Genomic DNA, 18,837 nt, shown 5'->3' on the forward strand with positions numbered 1-18,837 from the left:
GCCGGGGCTTTTTTGCTTTTTGCGCGGCCTGTGCGTGGACACCATCGGCACGCATGGTGACATCGTTTGATGCTACGATGTGTGCCTGACAAAGGAGATATCCATGCGTACAACCATCGCACTCGACGACGATTTGCTCGCTAAGGCGCAAGCCTATACCGGCGTCGCCGAGAAATCGGCGCTCGTCCGCGAGGCGCTCAAAGCCCTGATCCAGCGGGAGGCCGCCCGACGCCTCGCCAGTCTGGGTGGAAGCCAGCCCGGCGTCGAAGGAGCGCCGCGTCGCCGGCAGGACGCCGAATGATTCTCGTCGATACATCCGTGTGGATCGACCACATCAACGCCTCGGAACCCGTGCTCGTCGATCTGCTCAGCGAGGAACGCGTCCTGGCACATCCCTTCGTGATCGGGGAAATATCGCTCGGCAGCCTACGCGCGCGCGATATCGTGCTCGGTGCGCTGCGCGATCTGCCCCAAGCGTCTGTGGCGACGCCTGAGGAAGTCTTTTTCCTGATCGAGCGGGAGAAGCTGTTCAACCGGGGCATTGGATTCGTCGACACGTCGTTGTTGGCGTCCGCTCGTTTAAGCGCGGGCGTGAGCATCTGGACGCGGGACAAGCGCCTGCACAAGGTCGCATCGGAGCTTGGTCTGGCCGCGATGCTTGGACATTGATTGCATCCGGGTGCAACAACAACGCCCAGGCAGGTACTCCCCATCCAGGTATCGCCACCACTACGATAACCCACTGTTTCTTCACGCTTTTTTCGCCTAGCCTAGTACCACGCGCCGGCGCGGAGGTGGCATAATCGTCCAACAAGCCGCTTCCCAATACACCCCGCAGTCACCCACGAAAGCGCTCACCATGTCACAGACTCTTTACGACAAGTTGTGGAACACGCACGTCATCCACACGGAAGAGGACGGCACCTCCATCCTCTATATCGATCGTCATCTGCTCCACGAAGTCACGAGCCCGCAAGCGTTCGAAGGTCTGAAGCTGGCCGAGCGCCCCGTATGGCGCATCAGCGCGAATCTCGCCGTCTCCGACCACAACGTTCCGACGACCGACCGCTCGCACGGCATCGCCGATCCGGTCTCGAAGCTGCAGGTCGACACGCTCGACGCCAATTGCGATGAATTCGGCATCACGCAGTTCAAGATGAACGATCTGCGTCAGGGCATCGTGCACATCATCGGGCCGGAACAGGGCGCGACGCTGCCGGGCATGACCATCGTCTGCGGGGATTCGCATACGTCGACGCACGGCGCATTCGGCGCCCTCGCGCACGGCATCGGCACGTCGGAAGTCGAGCACGTCCTCGCCACGCAGACGCTTCTGCAGAAGAAGAGCAAGAACATGCTCGTCAAGGTCGAAGGGCCGCTGCCGCGCGGTTGCACCGCGAAGGACATCGTGCTCGCGGTCATCGGCAAGATCGGCACGGCGGGCGGCACGGGTTACGCAATCGAGTTCGGCGGCTCGACCATCCGCTCGCTGACGATGGAAGGCCGCATGACCGTCTGCAACATGGCGATCGAAGCGGGCGCGCGCGCGGGCATGGTCGCCGTCGACGATACGACCATCAACTATCTGAAGGACCGGCCGTATTCGCCGCAGGGCGTCGAGTGGGATCAGGCGGTGGAATACTGGCGTCAGTTCAACTCGGACGATGGCGCGCAGTTCGATCGCGTCGTCGAGATCAACGCCGCCGAGATCGTGCCGCAGGTGACGTGGGGCACGTCGCCGGAAATGGTGACGTCGATCGACGGCCGCGTGCCTGATCCCGAGCGTGAAAAAGATCCCGTCAAGCGCGACGCGATGGAACGCGCGCTGACCTACATGGCGCTGCAGCCGAACACGCCGATCGAATCGATCAAGCCGGACAAGATTTTCATCGGCTCATGCACGAACGCGCGCATCGAAGACCTGCGCGCGGCGGCGTATGTGGTGAAGTCGCTCGGCAAGCGCGTTGCGCCGAGCGTGCGGCTCGCGATGGTGGTGCCGGGTTCGGGTCTCGTGAAGGCGCAGGCCGAGCGCGAAGGGCTCGACAAGATCTTCACGAACGCCGGTTTCGAATGGCGCGAGCCGGGTTGCTCGATGTGCCTCGCGATGAATGCCGACCGGCTGGATCCGGGCGAGCGCTGCGCGTCCACGTCGAACCGCAACTTCGAAGGACGTCAGGGCGCGGGCGGCCGCACGCATCTGGTCAGTCCGGCGATGGCCGCCGCCGCCGCGATCGAAGGCCATTTCGTCGATGTTCGCAAGCTCGCGTGATCAATCGGGATACTGAGAAAGACCATGGAAAAATTCACTGTTCATAGCGGGCTCGTGGCGCCGCTGGATCGCGAGAACGTCGACACCGACGCGATCATCCCCAAGCAGTTTCTCAAGTCCATCAAGCGCACGGGCTTCGGCCCGAATGCCTTCGACGAATGGCGTTATCTCGATGTCGGCCAGCCCGGGCAGGACAACAGCACGCGTCCGCTCAATCCGGACTTCGTGCTGAACCAGCCGCGCTATCAGGGCGCGTCGATTCTGCTGACGCGCAAGAACTTCGGCTGCGGCAGTTCGCGGGAGCACGCGCCGTGGGCGCTGGATCAGTACGGTTTTCGCGCGATCATCGCCCCGAGTTTCGCGGACATTTTCTATAACAACTGCTTCAAGAACGGCCTGTTGCCGGTCGTGCTGTCGGAGCAGCAGGTGGACAAACTTTTCAACGAGACGTATGCGTTCGTCGGCTTCAAGCTGACGATCGATCTCGAAGCCCAAGTCGTGCGAACCGGCGACGGCGCCGAATATCCGTTCGAAGTCCCCGGCTTCCGCAAATTCTGTCTGCTGAACGGTTTCGACGATATCGGTCTGACGCTGCGTCATGCGGACAAGATCAAGGCGTTCGAAGCGGAGCGGCTCGCGAAGCAGCCGTGGTTGAATAATCGCGTGATCGGATAATCGGCGCGCGCACACGTTGAAGGAAGAGACGATGAAAATTGCAGTGCTCCCCGGCGACGGGATCGGCCCCGAAATCATGGCCGAAGCGGTCAAAGTCCTGAACGCGCTCGGCGAAAAGTTCGAGCTGGAAGAAGCGCCCGTCGGCGGCGCGGGTTATGAAGCCCATGGACATCCGCTGCCGGAATCGACGCTTGCGCTCGCGAAAGAAGCCGATGCAATCCTCTTCGGCGCAGTCGGCGACTGGAAGTACGACACGCTCGAGCGCGCGCTGCGTCCCGAACAGGCCATCCTCGGACTGCGCAAGCATCTGCAACTGTTCGCGAACTTCCGCCCGGCTATCTGCTATCCGCAATTGACGGCCGCTTCGTCGCTTAAGCCGGAGATCGTGTCGGGACTCGACATTCTGATCGTGCGCGAACTGAACGGCGACATCTACTTCGGCCAGCCGCGCGGGGTGCGTCAGGCTCCGGACGGCCCGTTCGAAGGCGCGCGCGAAGGCTTCGACACGATGCGCTATTCGGAGCCGGAAGTGCGCCGCATCGCGCACGTGGCGTTCGCCGCCGCGCAGAAGCGCCAGAAGAAGCTGACGAGCGTCGACAAGGCCAACGTGCTGGAAACCTCGCAACTGTGGCGCGACACGATGATCGACGTCGCGAAGGAATACCCGGACGTCGAGCTGTCGCATATGTATGTCGATAATGCGGCGATGCAGCTCGTCAAGGCGCCGAAGGCGTTCGACGTCGTCGTGACCGGCAACATGTTCGGCGACATCCTCTCGGACGAAGCCGCGATGCTGACCGGCTCGATCGGCATGCTGCCGTCCGCGTCGCTCGACAAGAACAACAAGGGCCTGTACGAGCCGTCGCACGGTTCCGCGCCCGATATCGCGGGCAAGGGCGTGGCCAATCCGCTGGCGACCATCCTGTCGGCGGCCATGATGCTCCGCTATTCGCTCGGGAAAGCCGAGCAGGCGGACCGCATCGAAAGCGCGGTGAAGAAGGTGCTGGAGCAGGGCTACCGCACCGGCGATATCGCGACGCAGGACGGCAAGACCGTCGGCACGAAGGAAATGGGCGAGGCAGTGCTCGCCGCGCTGTAATCGCTTGCTGAAACGATCGGCCGTTTCTTTCAGGGCGGCCGAATCGGTAGCATTGACGCGTTATCCGAATCGATTCGGGACGCATGGCGTAACTGCGGACGAACGCACCGCATATCGTGTATATTGTTTGGCCATGGCGAAGCACTCTCAATTCTCTACGGATTCCATCGGTCGCGGCATCGACGCTCGCGCGACGGGTCTCGCCATCGTCAAGCGCATCGACGTCATTGCCACGTCGAAAACGCGCATTACGAAAATCTCCATCAAAGCGATCACGATTCGCTGATCGTCCCTCGTGTCCGAGCGTCTTCCCCGCGCGGCCACGCCGGGCAAGGATGCGGGGAAGAATCCACACATAAGGTTAGTCATGAACGTAGGTCTCGTTGGTTGGCGCGGTATGGTCGGCAGCGTCCTGATGCAGCGCATGCAGCAGGAAGGCGATTTCGACCTGATCGAACCGGTGTTTTTCAGCACCAGCAATGCGGGCGGCAACGCGCCGTCGTTCGCCAAAAACGAGACGAAGCTCAAGGACGCAACGAGCATCGACGACCTGAAGAAGTGCGACGCCATCATCACCTGCCAGGGCGGCGACTACACCAACGACGTGTATCCGAAGCTGCGCGCGGCGGGCTGGAAGGGCTACTGGATCGACGCGGCGTCGGCGCTGCGCATGAAGGACGACGCGGTCATCATTCTCGATCCGGTCAACCTGAACGTCATCAAGGATTCGCTCGTCAAGGGCGGGCGCGATTTCGTCGGCGGCAACTGCACGGTCAGCCTGATGCTGATGGCGCTGGGCGGCCTGTTCCGCGAGAACCTCGTCGACTGGATGACGGCCATGACCTATCAGGCCGCGTCGGGCGCGGGTGCGCAGAACATGCGCGAACTGCTGTCGCAAATGGGCGCGCTGAACGCGTCCGTGGCGGGCGATCTCGCGAATCCGTCGTCGGCCATTCTGGACATTGACCGCAAGGTTCTGTCGACCATGAACAGTGACGCCATGCCGACCGAGCATTTCGGCGTGCCGCTCGCCGGCTCGCTGATTCCGTGGATCGACAAGGATCTCGGCAACGGCATGTCGAAGGAAGAGTGGAAGGGCGGCGCGGAAACCAACAAGATTCTGGGCAAGCCTGCCATGGGCGAGCCGGGTTCGATTCCCGTCGATGGCCTCTGCGTGCGGATCGGCGCAATGCGTTGCCACTCGCAGGCTCTGACCATCAAACTGAACAAGGACGTGCCGCTCGACGAAATCAACGGCATTCTCGCTTCCGCGAACGACTGGGTGAAGGTCGTGCCCAACGAGCGCGAAGCGTCGATGCGCGATCTGTCGCCCGCCGTGGTCACAGGCACGCTGACGGTGCCGGTGGGCCGTCTGCGCAAGCTCGCGATGGGCGGGGAGTATCTGTCGGCGTTCACGGTCGGCGACCAGCTTCTGTGGGGCGCTGCCGAGCCACTGCGCCGCATGCTTCGCATTCTGTTGGACAAGTAAAGTAAACTACGCGCCAGAAAGCGCGGACTCGAAGAAAAAGCGTCGCGTTAATCGCGGCGCTTTTTTGTTTTCTGCGGCCCGTTCTTGCGACTGCGTGCGGACGCCGGACGCCACCGGTTTCGGCTCTCGTTCTGCGTTCCTGTTTCAATTTTTTGCCGTACCTTGGAGTTTCAATGATTCGACGACCCCGCCGGTCCTTCATCCCGTCATCGCGTGCGGCGCTCGCCGCGGCAAGCGTCGCCATCTGCACGCTGCTCTGGACGAACCCCGGCGCGGCGCTCGCGCAGGCAAGCGGTGCAGCCGCGGACAACGCCTCGGTGGCCGTCGCGCCCGGCCAGCGGTACACGGTCAAGCCCGGACAGTCGCTCAGCGACGTTGCCGGCGAACTCACCGGTTCCAAAGAGCGCGCCGTCAGGGAGAAGATGGCGCGTGCGCTCTTCGATGCGAATCCGAACGCGTTCGCGGGCCACGACATCAACAGGCTCAAGCTCGGCGCAGTGCTGAACGTTCCGGCGAGCGATACGGGCGGGGCATCGGCGCCGCAGGGTCCTGTCGGCACGGATCAGTCCAGTGCGCCTGTGGCCGCTCCCACAGCGCCCGCGACGTCTGCGCCGGAAGTGACGGCTGAAGCGGCGTCCGACGTTGCGCCGGCGGCAGCGGGCGTCGAGCCGGCTTCCGCCGTTGAGCCGGCGTCGGAGCCACAGACCGCGCCGGCCGTCGAACCGGCGGCTAGCGCAGCGATCGCCGAAACCACGCCTGCGCGCCGTGTCGGTCTCGATCCGATGCTGCTGGGTCTCGCGATCGCGGTACTCGTGCTGCTGTTCCTCCTGATGATGTGGCGCAGCGCGCGGCGTCGGCGGGCAAATGCGCAAGCCGAGGCCGACGCGAAGCGTCGTCAGCGCCCGACGGTCACGCCCGCTTTTCCTGCACGACTCGCGGACACGGGCGCTGCCGATCTCGAAGGCAAGGCGGTCCAGCGCGACGAGTCGGAACTGAACGCGGTGGCGGCGAGCATCGAAAGCTATGAGGCGGCTCAGTCGTTCGCCGCGCCATCCGACGACAATGCCGCCCCGTCCGTCGAAACGGGAACCCAACCCGCCGCGCCGTCCGCGCCGTTCGTGCCGTCGCCGCCCGCCGCGCTTCACGCCGGCTTCGTGCCGCCGCCACACGCGGCTTCGGAGGACGAACAGGAACGTGAAGCCCACGACCGCGAAATCGCCGCGCGCGAAGCCGCGGCACGCGAGGCCGAAAAATGGGAAGCTGAAGAACGCCAGGCGGCGGCCCTGCAAGCCGCGACGCAGGAGGCCGAAGAACGCGAAATTCGCGCACGCGAAGCAGCGGCGCGGGATGCGCTCGCCGCTGAAATAGCGCGCCGCGAAGGCGACGCCCGCGAAGCCGCCGAACAGGAAGCGCAGGCGCAGCAGGCCCGAGAGGCCGCAGCGCGGGAGATCATCGCGCGCGAGGCCGAATTGCGGGATGCACAGGCGCAGGCCGAACACGCGGCGCATCGCGACGCGCATCAGGAAGAACCCGCGGAAGACGGCGAACCGGCGCCCGGCGATCGTTTCCCGATGCCCAAATTTCCGACCGAGGCGGTCGAGGCGCTGGATTCGCTCGACCTCGGTTTGCCGCCGCGCATGGAACTGACGCTCGCGACGCCCGCCGTTGCCGATGCGGAGCCTGCGCTGCAAGACCGGCAGACGCCGATCGAACCGGTGCCCTTCGTGCCGCAGCCGGTCGCCGAGACGGATATCGCGCATCCGCCGAAAGCGGAGCCGCTGTCCGCCGCCGCGCAGATCGAAGCGGGCACGGCCGGCCCTGCGTCCGTGGCGGGACTTGGCGCGACGCAGTTCGGACCGCTCAGCCTGGATTTCAACCTGGATTTGCCGTCGAGCCACAGCGAGCCGCTGCCGTCGCTGACCCCGGCGCAACTCGCGACGATTGCGCGCAACAAGCTGGAGCTGGCCGTCGAATATATCGAACTGGGCGATCTCGGCGGCGCGCGCACGTTGCTGCAGGAAGTCATCGCATCGAACGATACGGCCACGCGCCAGCAAGCCGCCGCGCTGCTCTCGACGCTCGCGCCGCATTCCTGACATGCGCATCGCGTTAGGCATTCAGTACGACGGCGCCGCGTTCAGCGGGTGGCAATCGCAACCGCACGGCAACACGGTGCAGAACGAACTTGAACGCGCGCTCGCGGAATTTGCACAGCGGCCGCTGCAGACGGTCGTCGCGGGACGAACGGATACGGGCGTGCACGGGCTCGGTCAAGTCGTCCACTTCGATACGGAGCTCGATCGCGCCGAATTCTCCTGGGTGCGCGGCACCAACGCGTTTCTGCCGGAAACGGTCGCGGTGCAGTGGGCCAAGCCGATGCCCGACGATTTTCACGCGCGTTTCGCGGCCTTCGAGCGCACCTACTATTACGTGTTGTACGTCAACCCGGTGCGTTCACCCATGCTCGCGAAACGCGCGGGCTGGGTGCACACGCCGCTCGACGTTGCCGCAATGCGCGACGCCGCCGCGTGTCTCGTCGGCGAGCACGATTTCTCGTCGTTTCGCGCGGCCGACTGCCAGTCGAAGACGCCGGTCAAGCACGTGTATTGCATCGATGTGCGCGAACAGGGGAATTTCGTCCACTTCCGCTTTCGCGCCAACGCGTTCCTGCATCACATGGTGCGCAACCTGATGGGATGCTTCGTCGCGATCGGACGCGGCCGGCACCCCGTTTCGTGGATGGCCGACGTTCTCGCCGCCCGCGACCGTCGCGCCGCCGCACCGACTTTCATGCCCGACGGGCTTTATCTGGCGGCAGTCGGCTATCCCGAACGCTTCGGAGTGCCGCCGCCGCATACCGCGAGCATGCCGTGGAGCGCCATCTGGGCCGATCAGACATGAGTAACCAGGATTTGCATAGAACGAGAGTCAAGCTCTGCGGGCTTTCGCGCGCGGACGACGTGAAGCACGCCGTCGCGCTCGGCGCGGACGCGGTGGGTTTCGTCTTCTACCCGCCGAGCCCCCGTTCGGTGAGCGTTTCGCAGGCCGTCGATCTCGCGCGGCACGTGCCGCCGCTAGTGGCCGCAGTCGGCCTGTTCGTCAACGCGACGCCAGAATGGATCGAGGAAGTCACATCCAGCGTGCCGCTTTCGCTCCTGCAGTTTCACGGCGACGAAACGCCGGAACGATGCGCCGAACTCGCCGCGATTGCGGGTTTGCCCTATTGGCGCGCAGTGCGTGTCGGGCCTGATGCGGCCGCAAGCGATTTGGTAGAATCGTCGCTTAAATATGCAGCCGCAGGCGGCATTCTGCTCGACGCGCTCGTCGAGGGCTTCGGCGGCGGCGGAAAGGTATTCGATTGGTCACTTATCCCAACAGATCTCGGGCATCGGGCCGTTTTGAGTGGTGGGTTGAACACGCAAAACGTCAGTGACGCCATCCGGCGCGTGCGCCCGTTCGCGGTCGATGTCTCCAGCGGCATCGAAGTGCCGGGCGCGAAGGGCGTGAAAGATCCCGCCCGAATGACGGCGTTCGTGCGCGCGGTGCGCGAAGCGGACGCCGGCTGATTCCGAACGCGGCGCTGACCCGAACTGTCGGCCCGCCACCGAGAGAGTGACGCAATGTACAACTTGCCTGACGAAAGAGGCCATTTCGGCCAGTATGGCGGCGTATTCGTTTCCGAAACGCTCATTCATGCACTCGACGAACTGCGCCGCGCCTATGACGCGGCCCGCCAGGACCCCGAGTTCCAGGCCGAATACGACTACGAACTGAAGCATTACGTCGGCCGTCCTTCCCCGATCTATCACGCAAAACGCTGGAGCGACATGCTTGGCGGCGCGCAGCTTTATCTGAAGCGGGAAGACCTGAATCACACGGGCGCGCACAAGGTCAACAACGTGATCGGCCAGGCGCTGCTCGCGCGCAAGATGGGCAAGCCGCGCGTGATCGCCGAGACCGGCGCGGGCCAGCACGGCGTCGCGACAGCGACCATCGCGGCGCGTTTCGGGATGGAATGTGTCGTCTATATGGGCGCGGAAGACGTGCGGCGGCAAGCGGCGAACGTCTATCGCATGAAGCTGCTGGGCGCGACCGTCGTGCCGGTCGAGTCCGGCTCGCGCACGCTGAAGGACGCGCTCAACGAAGCCATGCGCGACTGGGTCACGAACGTCGAAAACACGTTTTACATCATCGGCACGGTGGCGGGACCGCATCCTTATCCGATGATGGTGCGCGACTTCCAGCGCGTGATCGGCGACGAATGCCGCGTGCAGATGCCCGAGATGGCGGGCCGTCAGCCGGACGCGGTGATCGCGTGCGTGGGCGGCGGATCGAACGCGATGGGCATCTTCTATCCGTATATCGAAGACAAGGACGTGCGGCTGATCGGCGTCGAGGCGGCGGGCGACGGCATCGACACGGGCCGTCACGCGGCCTCGTTGATGGGCGGCAGTCCCGGCGTCCTGCACGGCAACCGCACCTACCTGCTGCAGGACGACAACGGCCAGATCATCGAGACGCATTCGGTGTCGGCGGGGCTGGATTATCCGGGCGTCGGTCCCGAGCACGCGTGGCTCAAGGATGCGGGCCGCGCCGAGTACGTCGGCATCACGGACGACGAAGCGCTAAAGGCGTTCCACGACTGCTGCCGTATCGAGGGCATCATTCCGGCGCTGGAATCAGGCCACGCGCTTGCCTACGGCGCGAAGCTCGCGAAGACGCTGCCGCGCGACAAGGTGCTGCTCGTCAACCTGTCCGGCCGCGGCGACAAGGACATGCACACGGTCGCGGAGCGATCGGGCATTCAGTTCTAAGCCGCAGATGCGCACTGTCATCGACGAACCGTTGTCCGCCGGCGCGCTGCAAGGCGCCGGCATCGACATTCGCAACCGCGATTTCCTGGCCGATGCCGCGAGCATTCCCGATGCGTCGATCGATCTGATCGTCGCCGATCCGCCCTACGGACTGGGCAAGGATTACGGGAACGACTCGGACATGTTGTCGGGCGACGCCTTTCTGGAGTGGACGTATCGCTGGCTGGACATGGCGATTCCGAAGCTCAAGAAGAGCGGCTCGCTTTATATCTTCTGCACCTGGCAATACTCGCCGGAACTGTTCGTGTTCCTGAAGCGCCGGATGACGATGGTCAACGAGATCGTCTGGGACCGGCGCGTGCCGAGCATGGGCGGGACCACGCGCAAGTACACGTCGGTGCACGACAACATCGGTTATTTCGCGGTATCGAGGGACTATTACTTCGATCTCGATCCGGTGCGCATCCCTTACGACGCAGTGACGAAGAAGGCGCGCTCGCGCAAGATCTTCGAAGGCAGCAAATGGCTCGAGCTGGGCTATAACCCGAAGGACGTCTGGTCGGTATCGCGGCTGCACCGGCAGCATGCGGAGCGCGTCGATCATCCGACGCAAAAGCCGCTGGAAATCGTCGAACGCATGGTGCTGGCGAGTTGTCCGCCGGGCGGCCGCGTGCTCGATCCGTTCATGGGCAGCGGCACGACGGCAGTTGCGTGCGCGCGCCACGGACGCCTCTTCACGGGTTACGAAATCAACGCCGATTACTGCGCGATCGCGGACGCCCGCATCGCGCAGGCGCGCGCGGTGCCCGTCCAGCCCGCTGCCGTTGCGCTTGCCGCCGAAGCGCCAGCCGCCGAATAACGTCGCTGACTGCGTCCATCGACGCCTACCGAATACGACTTCGAGAATTCCCATGTCCCGTATCAAGAACACGTTCGCGGCGCTTGCCGCGCAAGGCAGGAAAGGGCTGATCCCGTTCATCACCGCGGGCGATCCGAACCCGGAACAGACCGTCGAGTTCATGCACGCGCTCGCGAAGGGCGGCGCGGACGTCATCGAACTGGGCGTACCGTTCTCCGACCCGATGGCCGATGGCCCCGTTATCCAGCGTTCGTCTGAGCGCGCACTGGCGCGCGGCGTGACGCTGAAGCGCGTGCTCGCCGACGTCGCGCGCTTTCGCGAAACCGACGACACGACGCCCGTCGTGCTGATGGGCTATGCGAACCCGATCGAGCGCATGGGCGCCGAAGCGTTCGCGCAAGCCGCCAAACAGGCGGGCGTGGACGGCGTGCTGGTCGTCGATTATCCGCCCGAGGAATCGGAAGACTTCAGCGCGACGATGCGCGCCGCCGGCATCGATCCGATCTTCCTGCTCGCGCCCACGTCGACGGACGAGCGCATCGCGGCGGTCGGCAAAATTGCGAGCGGCTACGTCTACTACGTGTCGCTCACCGGCGTGACCGGCGCAGCAAATCTGGACGTTTCCCGCATCGCGAGTAAAATCCCGGCCATCAAGTCGCATGTGCCCCTGCCGATCGGCGTCGGTTTCGGCATTCGCGACGCCCAGACCGCCCGCGCCGTGGCCGAAGTCGCGGATGCCGTCGTCATCGGCAGCCGGCTCGTGCAGTTGCTCGAAGAGGCGTCGCCCGAAACGGCCGCGGGCTCGCTGACGAGCTTCATCGCGGACATCCGCACGGCGCTCGACTCCGCCAGGTAATTTTCGCCGCCGCGCGCGCGACTCGCGCGCCGCGGCCCCCGAACAGTCAAGGAAAAACGATGAGCTGGCTCGACAAACTGCTGCCGCCCAAGATCAAGCAAACCGACCCCAAGAGCCGCAAGGGCATTCCAGAGGGCCTCTGGGTGAAGTGTCCGTCGTGCGAGGCGGTGCTGTACCGCAACGACGTCGAGGCGAATCTGCATGTTTGCCCGAAGTGCAGTCATCACATGCGTATCGGCGCGCGCGAGCGGCTCGACCGCCTGCTCGACCCGGAAGGCCGCTACGAAATCGGCCAGGAAGTCGTTCCGGTCGACGCCCTCAAGTTCAAGGACAGCCGCAAGTACCCGGATCGCCTGAAAGAGGCGATGGAAGACACCGACGAAACCGACGCGATGGTCGTCATGGGCGGCGCCATCCATACGCTGCCGTGCGTGGTCGCGTGCTTCGAATTCTCGTTCATGGGCGGCTCGATGGGCTCGGTCGTCGGCGAGCGCTTCGTGCGTGGCGCGCGCAATGCGCTCGAGCAGAACGTGCCGTTCATCTGCTTCACGGCGTCGGGCGGCGCGCGCATGCAGGAAAGCCTGCTCTCGCTGATGCAGATGGCGAAGACCACCGCCCTGCTGACCAAGCTGTCCGAGGCCAGGCTGCCGTTCATCTCCGTCCTGACCGATCCGACGATGGGCGGCGTGTCCGCGAGCTTCGCGTTCCTGGGCGATGTGGTAATCGCCGAGCCGAAGGCGCTGATCGGCTTCGCGGGCCCGCGCGTGATCGAGCAGACCGTGCGCGAGAAGCTGCCGGAAGGCTTCCAGCGCGCCGAATTCCTGTTGCAGAAGGGCGCGGTCGACATGATCATCGATCGCCGGAAGATGCGTGAAGAAATTGCGCAGTTGATGGCGCTGATGACGCGGCAGCCCGCCGATTCCGTCGCCTGAGGCCGCTTTCGTTCAGCGCCGCGCCGCGCGTGAACCCGCGAGGTTCCGCGCGGCGTTTTTGCTTTCTCCATCTCGAAAATGAACACTTTCCCCACACTCGACGCGTGGCTCGCCCATCTGGAGGCGGCGCATCCTGTCGGAATCGACATGGGTCTGACGCGGATCGGCTTTGTCAAGGACGCGCTCGGGCTCACGTTCGACTGCCCGGTCATTACCGTGGGCGGCACGAACGGCAAGGGCTCGACCTGCGCGATCCTCGAAACCATCCTGCTGCGCGCGGGGTATCGCGTGGGCTGCCATACGTCGCCGCATCTGCTCGCGTTCAACGAGCGCGCGCGGATCGACGGCGCCGAGGCCGGCGACGCCGAACTGCTCGAGCATTTCGAAGCCGTCGAGAAAGCACGGGCGAGCCTGCCCGAGCCGGTTTCGCTGACCTACTTCGAATTCACGACGCTCGCGATCCTGCATCTCTTCGCGTCGCGGGGGCTGGATGCGGTGATTCTCGAAGTCGGGCTCGGCGGACGGCTGGACGCGGTCAATATCGTCGATACGGATTGCGCGGTGATTACGAGCATCGACATCGACCATACGGACTATCTCGGCGATACGCGCGAGAAGATCGCGTTCGAGAAAGCGGGCATCTTCCGTTCCGGCAAACCTGCGGTGTGCGGCGATCCCTCGCCGCCGCAGACGCTGATCGATCACGCCGAGTCCATCGGCGCGGACTTGTGGCTCGTCGGCCGCGATTTTCGCTACGAGGCTCAGCCGGGCAACGAACGGCAGCAATGGAGCTATATCGGGCGCACGCAGCGGCGCGCGGCGCTCGCCTATCCGGCGCTGCGTGGCGCGAATCAGCTCATCAACACGTCGGCGGCGCTGGCCGCGCTCGAAGCGTTGCGCGACCGGCTGCCGGTGTCGGCGCAGGACATTCGCCTCGGACTCGCGAACGTCGAATTGCCCGGACGATTCCAGGTGCTGCCGGGCAAGCCGCAGATCATCCTCGATGTCGCCCACAATCCGCACGCCGCCGCCGTGCTCGCGCAAAACCTCGGCAACATGGGCTACTTCCCGTACACCTACGCGGTCTTCGGCGCGATGAACGACAAGGATATCGACGGCGTCATCCGCCAGTTCCGGGGCGAGATCGACCACTGGAACGTGACCGCCTTGCCGACGCCGCGCGCGGCATCGGCGGAGCGGCTCGAAGCGGCGCTGCGCGAGGCCGGTGTCAGCGAAGGTCCCGACAGCAGCGTTGCACGCTTCGATACCCCTGCCGACGCTTTTCGAGATGCGTTAAGCCGGGCGTCCGAAAATGATAGAATCGTCGTTTTCGGCAGTTTCTATACGGTGGCTGGCGTCATGGCCTACCGCAAATCGCAGCATCACTGAGACGGTCGGCCAGGCCGGCGTCCAAGCATCACGCACCAAGCCATACATGGGACTTTTCTCGTTCGGCAAGAAAGACGACGCACGCGCGGCGAGCGACGCATACTCCGATTCCCCGCGCGGCTCACGTCACACCGTGCGCACGGAACGCCGCACGCGCCGCTCCGAGCGTACGGACGCCGACGCGATGATGCTCGACCCGACCCTGCCTGAGAAACAGCGCGCGCGTCGCCGGCTGGTCGGCGCGATCGCGCTGGTGCTCGCGGCGGTCATCGTCCTGCCGATGGTGCTGGATTCGCGCCCGAAGCCCGTCACCGACGACATTTCCATCGACATCCCGAGCCGTGCCGCGCCGGCCGCGAAGCCATCGCGCGACGCGCAAGACGCCGATACCCAGGCGGGCGTCGCACATGACGGCCCGGCTACGGACTCCGCGCCAGCGGCAGCGCAGGCGCAAAAGACGCAGACGCAGACGCAGGCGTCCGCGCCCGTTGCGCAGGCCAGGCCCGAAGCGAAGCCGGAGGCACGGCCGGAATCGGCGCCCGCCGTGGCCGCAAAGCCGGCCGTGAAGCCGCACGCCGCCGAGCAGGCAGCGGATACGGACAGCACGTCGAGTACTACATCCGCTGCCGCGAACACGCCGTCGTCTCCTGCAGGCAGCCGCTTCGTGCTGCAGATCGGCACATTCGATGATGAAACCGCCGCGCAGAACTGGGTCCACAAGTTGAAAGCCGCGGGCGTGCCCGCATATGTCGAGCATCGCCAGCAGCCGGACGGATCGTCGCGCTCGCTGCTGCGCGCGGGACCGTTTCCGGATCGCGCGGCGGCGTCGGCTGCGCTGGTGAAGGTGCGCCAGGCGGGACTCGCCGGCGGCAAGCGGCCGGCGTCGAACTAAGCGCCGATGTTCACGAGCTTCGACTACGCGGTAATGGCGGTGATCGGCTTGTCGGCCCTGCGCGGCATGTGGCGCGGCTTGCTCGCCGAGGCGTTTGGACTGGTGGGGTGGATCGCTGCGATACTGATCGCGAGCCGCTTCGTCGGCGTGGTCGTGCCGTATATCCCGTCAACATGGCCCGGCGGCGCGCTGACGCAATGGCTTATCGCGTTTCTGCTGGTGGTGGGCGCGGTGCTGCTGCTGTCGAGTGTCCTGTCGGCGCTCCTGACGCGCATCACGGAGGTCACCGGCCTGCGCGGCGTGGACCGCTCGCTGGGCTTGCTGTTCGGCCTCGCCAGAGGCGCGATACTCGTGGTGATTCTGGTCGCCCTTGCCGGCTTGACCGAATTGCCGCAGAAGGAATTCTGGCGCAACGCGCTGCTCCGGCCGACGGTCGAGCAGGGCGTGCGTGAACTGAAACCGCTGCTTCCCGATACGCTCGCCGCGTATGTGCACGTCGCCCCCGATTCGGGCGATCCGGCGCGAAACGCCGCACAATAGACGAACGGCTGGCTACACGAGGAACGCGCGACGCCAGGCTGCGTCGCCGCTGATTCGGCTTGCACGAATCGGGGCGATGCGCGCAGGCGGCACGCCTTTCGACCCCGTTTCGACTCTTTGAAGGACCATGCCATGTGCGGCATCGTAGGTGTAGTTTCCCAGAGCCCTGTCAATCAGGTCATCTATGACGCCTTGCTGCTGTTGCAGCATCGCGGTCAGGACGCGGCGGGCATCGCCACGGCCAACGGCAACAACTTCCACATGCACAAGGCCAACGGCATGGTGCGCGACGTGTTCCGCACGCGCAACATGCGCAGCCTGCCGGGCACGGTCGGCATCGGTCAGGTGCGCTATCCGACGGCCGGTTCGGCGTCGAACGAGGAAGAAGCGCAGCCGTTCTACGTCAACGCGCCGTTCGGCATCATCCTCGCGCACAACGGCAATCTGACGAACTGGATGCAGTTGAAGGACGAGATGTTCCGGATCGATCGCCGGCACATCAACACCGCATCCGATACCGAAGTGCTGCTCAACGTCTTCGCGCACGAACTGCAACTGGCGAGTTCCGGCCTGCAGCTCGACGCCGCCGCGTTGTGGAAAGCGGTCGCGGGCGTGCATCGCCGCGTGAAGGGCTCGTATGCGATCGTTTCGCTGATCGCGGGTTACGGCCTCGTCGCGTTCCGCGATCCGTTCGGCATTCGCCCGCTCGTGCTCGGCAAGCTGGAAACGTCGACGGGCGTCGAGTGGATGGTGGCGTCGGAGTCGGTGGCGATCGAGGGTATCGGCTTCGAATTCGTGCGCGATATCGAGCCGGGCGAAGCGATTTTCATCGACGCCGAAGGCAATCTGCACAGCCACCAGTGCGCTGAAAAGCCGGTGCTGAATCCCTGCATCTTCGAACTGGTCTATCTCGCGCGTCCGGATTCGTGCCTCGATGGCGTACCGGTCTATAACGCGCGTCTGCGCATGGGCGACTATCTCGCCGAGAAGATCAAGCGCGTCCTGCCCGACGTGCCGATCGACGTCGTCATGCCGATTCCCGATTCGTCGCGCCCCGCCGCGATGCAGGTGGCGGCCAAGCTCGGCGTCGAGTATCGCGAAGGTTTCTTCAAGAACCGCTACGTGGGGCGCACGTTCATCATGCCCGGTCAGGCGGTGCGCAAGAAGTCGGTGCGCCAGAAGCTGAACGCAATGGGCATCGAGTTCAAGGGCAAGAACGTGCTGATCGTCAACGATTCGATCGTGCGCGGCACGACATCGCATGAAATCGTGCAGATGGCGCGCGATGCCGGCGCGAACAAGGTCATTTTCGCGTCCGCTGCGCCGCCGGTGAAGTTCCCGAACGTGTACGGCATCGACATGCCGACGCGCGGCGAACTCGTCGCGCATGGCCGCAGCGACGAAGAAGTGGCGCGCATGATCGGCGCGGACTATCTCGTGTATCAGGACGTTGAAGACCTGAAGAGCGCCGTGCGCGATATCAATCCGGCGTTGAAGGAGTTCGAGGCGTCGTGCTTCGACGGCAATTACATCACCGGCGATGTCACGACCGATTACCTTGATCGCATCGAGACCGCGCGTCTTGCGCCGCAAGAGCAAACGGATCGCGATATCGCGGGCGAAGCGCTCGAAGGCGGTGCGGCGCGCTCGCAACTGCACTTGCAACTGTCGGTGGAGTAAGCTGCTGGCGGCTTCGATGAAGCCCGCTGCGTCGATGAGACGAGCGGGCTTTTTTGCGTCTGTCGGGTCGGTTGCGTCGTTTGCGTCGGTTGTATCTATTGCGCGCGCACGAGCCCGCTGTTGCGCCATTGTCCCGGCGCAATGCCGAAGCGTTTCGAGAACGCATGCGTGAATGCGCTTTGATCGGCGAAGCCGACATCGAGCGCGATATCGCTCAGTGCGATGCGCGGATCGGCAAGTAGCGCGAGCGCGGTATCGAGCCGCAAGCGAAGCAGATAGCGATGCGGCGTCTCGCCGAACGCTTCGTTGAACAGTTGATGAAAGCGCCGCATGCCGAAGCCGCAATGCGCGGCGAGATCGGCCACGCGCAGCGGCTCGGAAAGATGCGCGCGCAGCCATCGGTCGATGCGGGCGAAGTCGAGTCCGCGCAGTTCATCGGCGAGCGAAGCGCCGGCATCGGCCATCAACGCGCCGCATAGACGCGTGGCCGCTTGCCATGCTAAGCGCCGCGGCAGCGTGATGTCGTCGATGTTCGCACTCGTCGCCACGTGCGCGACGAGCTGCGTGATGCGGGCGTCGAGCTCGATGGTGCGAGCGCGTTCGAAGAAGCGCGCCGGCACCGCTACCGACGCCGCGGGCAAGTCCAGCACGAGCTGGCGATTCGCGCCTTCGGCCCAGTATTCGTGACGCGCGCCGGCCGGAATGATCCACGCGCGATGACGGTCGATCTGCGATTCGCTGCCTTCCACCGCCATGCCCATCGAGCCGTCGAAGCCGAGCACGATCTGATGGAAGTCGTGCTCGTCCGACGCCTGCACCGCTTCATAGCGGCGCAGCGAGACGGTGGGCGTCGAGGAGGGCAGCGGCGCGCTCACGTGCGCCTCAGACGTCGAGCAGTTCCACTTCGAAGACGAGCGTGGCGTTCGGCGGGATCACGCCGCCTGCGCCGCGCACGCCATAGCCGAGTTGCGGCGGGATGGTGAGACGGCGCACGCCGCCGACCTTCATGCCCTGCACGCCTTCATCCCAGCCCTTGATGACCATGCCGCCGCCGAGCACGAATGCGAAGGGTTCGTTGCGGTCCTTGCTCGAATCGAACTTCTGGCCGTCGGTCAGCCAGCCGGTGTAATGCACGCTGACCGTCTTTCCCGCGACGGCTTCGGCGCCTTCGCCGACGGTGACGTCTTCATACTTGAGACCGGAATCGGTCGTGACTGTCGACATGTTTGCTCCCTGGTTGCACGGCGTGTTGCCGATGGTCGAAACCAGCATTGTAGAACGGAGCGGGAAAGAGGATGAGGCGTCTGCCGATGCCCCACGCAAGCATCGCCGCTCGCGTGGCG

Annotated in this window: 20 protein-coding genes; 18 read left to right on the plus strand and 2 right to left on the minus strand. The window is 64.8% G+C overall.

Annotation, left to right across the window (positions count from 1 at the left end):
• Nucleotides 1-103 precede the first annotated feature (103 nt).
• From P9255_RS04385 to purF, 18 genes are all read left to right on the plus strand, one after another.
• Entirely contained in the window at nt 104-301 is a 198-nt protein-coding gene (locus tag P9255_RS04385; RefSeq protein WP_309765698.1) for a type II toxin-antitoxin system VapB family antitoxin, read from the plus strand.
• Entirely contained in the window at nt 298-669 is a 372-nt protein-coding gene (locus P9255_RS04390) for a PIN domain-containing protein (protein WP_309765699.1), read from the plus strand. The genes P9255_RS04385 and P9255_RS04390 overlap by 4 nt, the downstream gene beginning before the upstream one ends.
• Nucleotides 670-859: 190 nt before the next feature.
• Entirely contained in the window at nt 860-2,269 is a 1,410-nt protein-coding gene (gene leuC / locus P9255_RS04395) for a 3-isopropylmalate dehydratase large subunit (RefSeq protein ID WP_309765700.1), read from the plus strand.
• A 24-nt stretch (nt 2,270-2,293) separates the two neighbouring features.
• The gene (gene leuD, locus P9255_RS04400) at nt 2,294-2,944 is read left to right on the plus strand and encodes a 3-isopropylmalate dehydratase small subunit (RefSeq protein WP_309765701.1); all 651 of its coding nucleotides are present in this window, start codon (nt 2,294-2,296) and stop codon (nt 2,942-2,944) included.
• Between the two features lie 31 nt (nt 2,945-2,975).
• Nucleotides 2,976-4,043 (plus strand): 3-isopropylmalate dehydrogenase, encoded by a 1,068-nt coding sequence (gene leuB / locus P9255_RS04405; protein WP_309765702.1) that lies wholly within the window; start codon nt 2,976-2,978, stop codon nt 4,041-4,043.
• A 52-nt stretch (nt 4,044-4,095) separates the two neighbouring features.
• Complete coding sequence (locus tag P9255_RS04410) at nt 4,096-4,329, plus strand: hypothetical protein (protein ID WP_309789191.1); 234 nt, start codon at nt 4,096-4,098, stop codon at nt 4,327-4,329.
• Between the two features lie 81 nt (nt 4,330-4,410).
• Nucleotides 4,411-5,532: an aspartate-semialdehyde dehydrogenase gene (gene asd / locus P9255_RS04415; RefSeq protein ID WP_309765704.1), complete on the plus strand. Its 1,122-nt coding sequence runs from the start codon at nt 4,411-4,413 to the stop codon at nt 5,530-5,532.
• Nucleotides 5,533-5,705: 173 nt separating this feature from the next.
• The gene (locus P9255_RS04420) at nt 5,706-7,628 is read left to right on the plus strand and encodes a FimV/HubP family polar landmark protein (RefSeq protein ID WP_309765705.1); all 1,923 of its coding nucleotides are present in this window, start codon (nt 5,706-5,708) and stop codon (nt 7,626-7,628) included.
• 1 nt (nt 7,629) lies between these two features.
• Nucleotides 7,630-8,433: a tRNA pseudouridine(38-40) synthase TruA gene (gene truA / locus P9255_RS04425; protein ID WP_309765706.1), complete on the plus strand. Its 804-nt coding sequence runs from the start codon at nt 7,630-7,632 to the stop codon at nt 8,431-8,433.
• Nucleotides 8,430-9,098, plus strand: a complete 669-nt coding sequence (locus P9255_RS04430; protein ID WP_309765707.1) for a phosphoribosylanthranilate isomerase — start codon at nt 8,430-8,432, stop codon at nt 9,096-9,098. Before truA ends, P9255_RS04430 begins: the two co-directional genes overlap by 4 nt.
• A 54-nt stretch (nt 9,099-9,152) precedes the next feature.
• Nucleotides 9,153-10,346, plus strand: coding sequence for a tryptophan synthase subunit beta (gene trpB, locus P9255_RS04435; RefSeq protein WP_309789192.1), 1,194 nt, complete (start codon nt 9,153-9,155; stop codon nt 10,344-10,346).
• Between the two features lie 7 nt (nt 10,347-10,353).
• On the plus strand, nt 10,354-11,205 hold the full coding sequence (locus P9255_RS04440; protein ID WP_309765709.1) for a site-specific DNA-methyltransferase: 852 nt from the start codon (nt 10,354-10,356) through the stop codon (nt 11,203-11,205).
• Between the two features lie 52 nt (nt 11,206-11,257).
• On the plus strand, nt 11,258-12,061 hold the full coding sequence (gene trpA, locus P9255_RS04445) for a tryptophan synthase subunit alpha (protein WP_309765710.1): 804 nt from the start codon (nt 11,258-11,260) through the stop codon (nt 12,059-12,061).
• Nucleotides 12,062-12,120: 59 nt separating this feature from the next.
• On the plus strand, nt 12,121-12,993 hold the full coding sequence (gene accD / locus P9255_RS04450; RefSeq protein ID WP_309765711.1) for an acetyl-CoA carboxylase, carboxyltransferase subunit beta: 873 nt from the start codon (nt 12,121-12,123) through the stop codon (nt 12,991-12,993).
• Nucleotides 12,994-13,071: 78 nt separating this feature from the next.
• Nucleotides 13,072-14,382, plus strand: a complete 1,311-nt coding sequence (gene folC, locus P9255_RS04455) for a bifunctional tetrahydrofolate synthase/dihydrofolate synthase (protein WP_309765712.1) — start codon at nt 13,072-13,074, stop codon at nt 14,380-14,382.
• Nucleotides 14,383-14,428: 46 nt separating this feature from the next.
• The gene (locus P9255_RS04460) at nt 14,429-15,274 is read left to right on the plus strand and encodes an SPOR domain-containing protein (RefSeq protein ID WP_309789193.1); all 846 of its coding nucleotides are present in this window, start codon (nt 14,429-14,431) and stop codon (nt 15,272-15,274) included.
• Nucleotides 15,275-15,280: 6 nt separating this feature from the next.
• Nucleotides 15,281-15,814: a CvpA family protein gene (locus P9255_RS04465; protein WP_309765714.1), complete on the plus strand. Its 534-nt coding sequence runs from the start codon at nt 15,281-15,283 to the stop codon at nt 15,812-15,814.
• A gap of 132 nt (nt 15,815-15,946) precedes the next feature.
• On the plus strand, nt 15,947-17,494 hold the full coding sequence (gene purF / locus P9255_RS04470; RefSeq protein ID WP_309789194.1) for an amidophosphoribosyltransferase: 1,548 nt from the start codon (nt 15,947-15,949) through the stop codon (nt 17,492-17,494).
• A 95-nt stretch (nt 17,495-17,589) separates the two neighbouring features.
• Here purF and P9255_RS04475 read toward each other — a convergent pair whose 3' ends face one another.
• Nucleotides 17,590-18,369, minus strand: coding sequence for an AraC family transcriptional regulator (locus P9255_RS04475; RefSeq protein ID WP_309765716.1), 780 nt, complete (start codon nt 18,367-18,369; stop codon nt 17,590-17,592).
• Nucleotides 18,370-18,376: 7 nt separating this feature from the next.
• Nucleotides 18,377-18,718, minus strand: a complete 342-nt coding sequence (locus P9255_RS04480) for an FKBP-type peptidyl-prolyl cis-trans isomerase (RefSeq protein ID WP_309765717.1) — start codon at nt 18,716-18,718, stop codon at nt 18,377-18,379.
• Nucleotides 18,719-18,837: the final 119 nt, after the last annotated feature.

Source organism: Caballeronia sp. LZ019, from assembly GCF_031450825.1.
Lineage (GTDB): Bacteria > Pseudomonadota > Gammaproteobacteria > Burkholderiales > Burkholderiaceae > Caballeronia.

Bases quoted from the DNA above. Each gene is read 5' to 3' on its own strand.
- P9255_RS04385 (WP_309765698.1), top strand. From the start codon at position 104: ATGCGTACAACCATCGCACTCGACGACGATTTGCTCGCTAAGGCGCAA.
- P9255_RS04390 (WP_309765699.1), top strand. From the start codon at position 298: ATGATTCTCGTCGATACATCCGTGTGGATCGACCACATCAACGCCTCG.
- leuC (WP_309765700.1), top strand. From the start codon at position 860: ATGTCACAGACTCTTTACGACAAGTTGTGGAACACGCACGTCATCCAC.
- leuD (WP_309765701.1), top strand. From the start codon at position 2,294: ATGGAAAAATTCACTGTTCATAGCGGGCTCGTGGCGCCGCTGGATCGC.
- leuB (WP_309765702.1), top strand. From the start codon at position 2,976: ATGAAAATTGCAGTGCTCCCCGGCGACGGGATCGGCCCCGAAATCATG.
- asd (WP_309765704.1), top strand. From the start codon at position 4,411: ATGAACGTAGGTCTCGTTGGTTGGCGCGGTATGGTCGGCAGCGTCCTG.
- P9255_RS04420 (WP_309765705.1), top strand. From the start codon at position 5,706: ATGATTCGACGACCCCGCCGGTCCTTCATCCCGTCATCGCGTGCGGCG.
- truA (WP_309765706.1), top strand. From the start codon at position 7,630: ATGCGCATCGCGTTAGGCATTCAGTACGACGGCGCCGCGTTCAGCGGG.
- P9255_RS04430 (WP_309765707.1), top strand. From the start codon at position 8,430: ATGAGTAACCAGGATTTGCATAGAACGAGAGTCAAGCTCTGCGGGCTT.
- trpB (WP_309789192.1), top strand. From the start codon at position 9,153: ATGTACAACTTGCCTGACGAAAGAGGCCATTTCGGCCAGTATGGCGGC.
- P9255_RS04440 (WP_309765709.1), top strand. From the start codon at position 10,354: ATGCGCACTGTCATCGACGAACCGTTGTCCGCCGGCGCGCTGCAAGGC.
- trpA (WP_309765710.1), top strand. From the start codon at position 11,258: ATGTCCCGTATCAAGAACACGTTCGCGGCGCTTGCCGCGCAAGGCAGG.
- accD (WP_309765711.1), top strand. From the start codon at position 12,121: ATGAGCTGGCTCGACAAACTGCTGCCGCCCAAGATCAAGCAAACCGAC.
- folC (WP_309765712.1), top strand. From the start codon at position 13,072: ATGAACACTTTCCCCACACTCGACGCGTGGCTCGCCCATCTGGAGGCG.
- P9255_RS04460 (WP_309789193.1), top strand. From the start codon at position 14,429: ATGGGACTTTTCTCGTTCGGCAAGAAAGACGACGCACGCGCGGCGAGC.
- P9255_RS04465 (WP_309765714.1), top strand. From the start codon at position 15,281: ATGTTCACGAGCTTCGACTACGCGGTAATGGCGGTGATCGGCTTGTCG.
- purF (WP_309789194.1), top strand. From the start codon at position 15,947: ATGTGCGGCATCGTAGGTGTAGTTTCCCAGAGCCCTGTCAATCAGGTC.
- P9255_RS04480 (WP_309765717.1), bottom strand. From the start codon at position 18,718: ATGTCGACAGTCACGACCGATTCCGGTCTCAAGTATGAAGACGTCACC.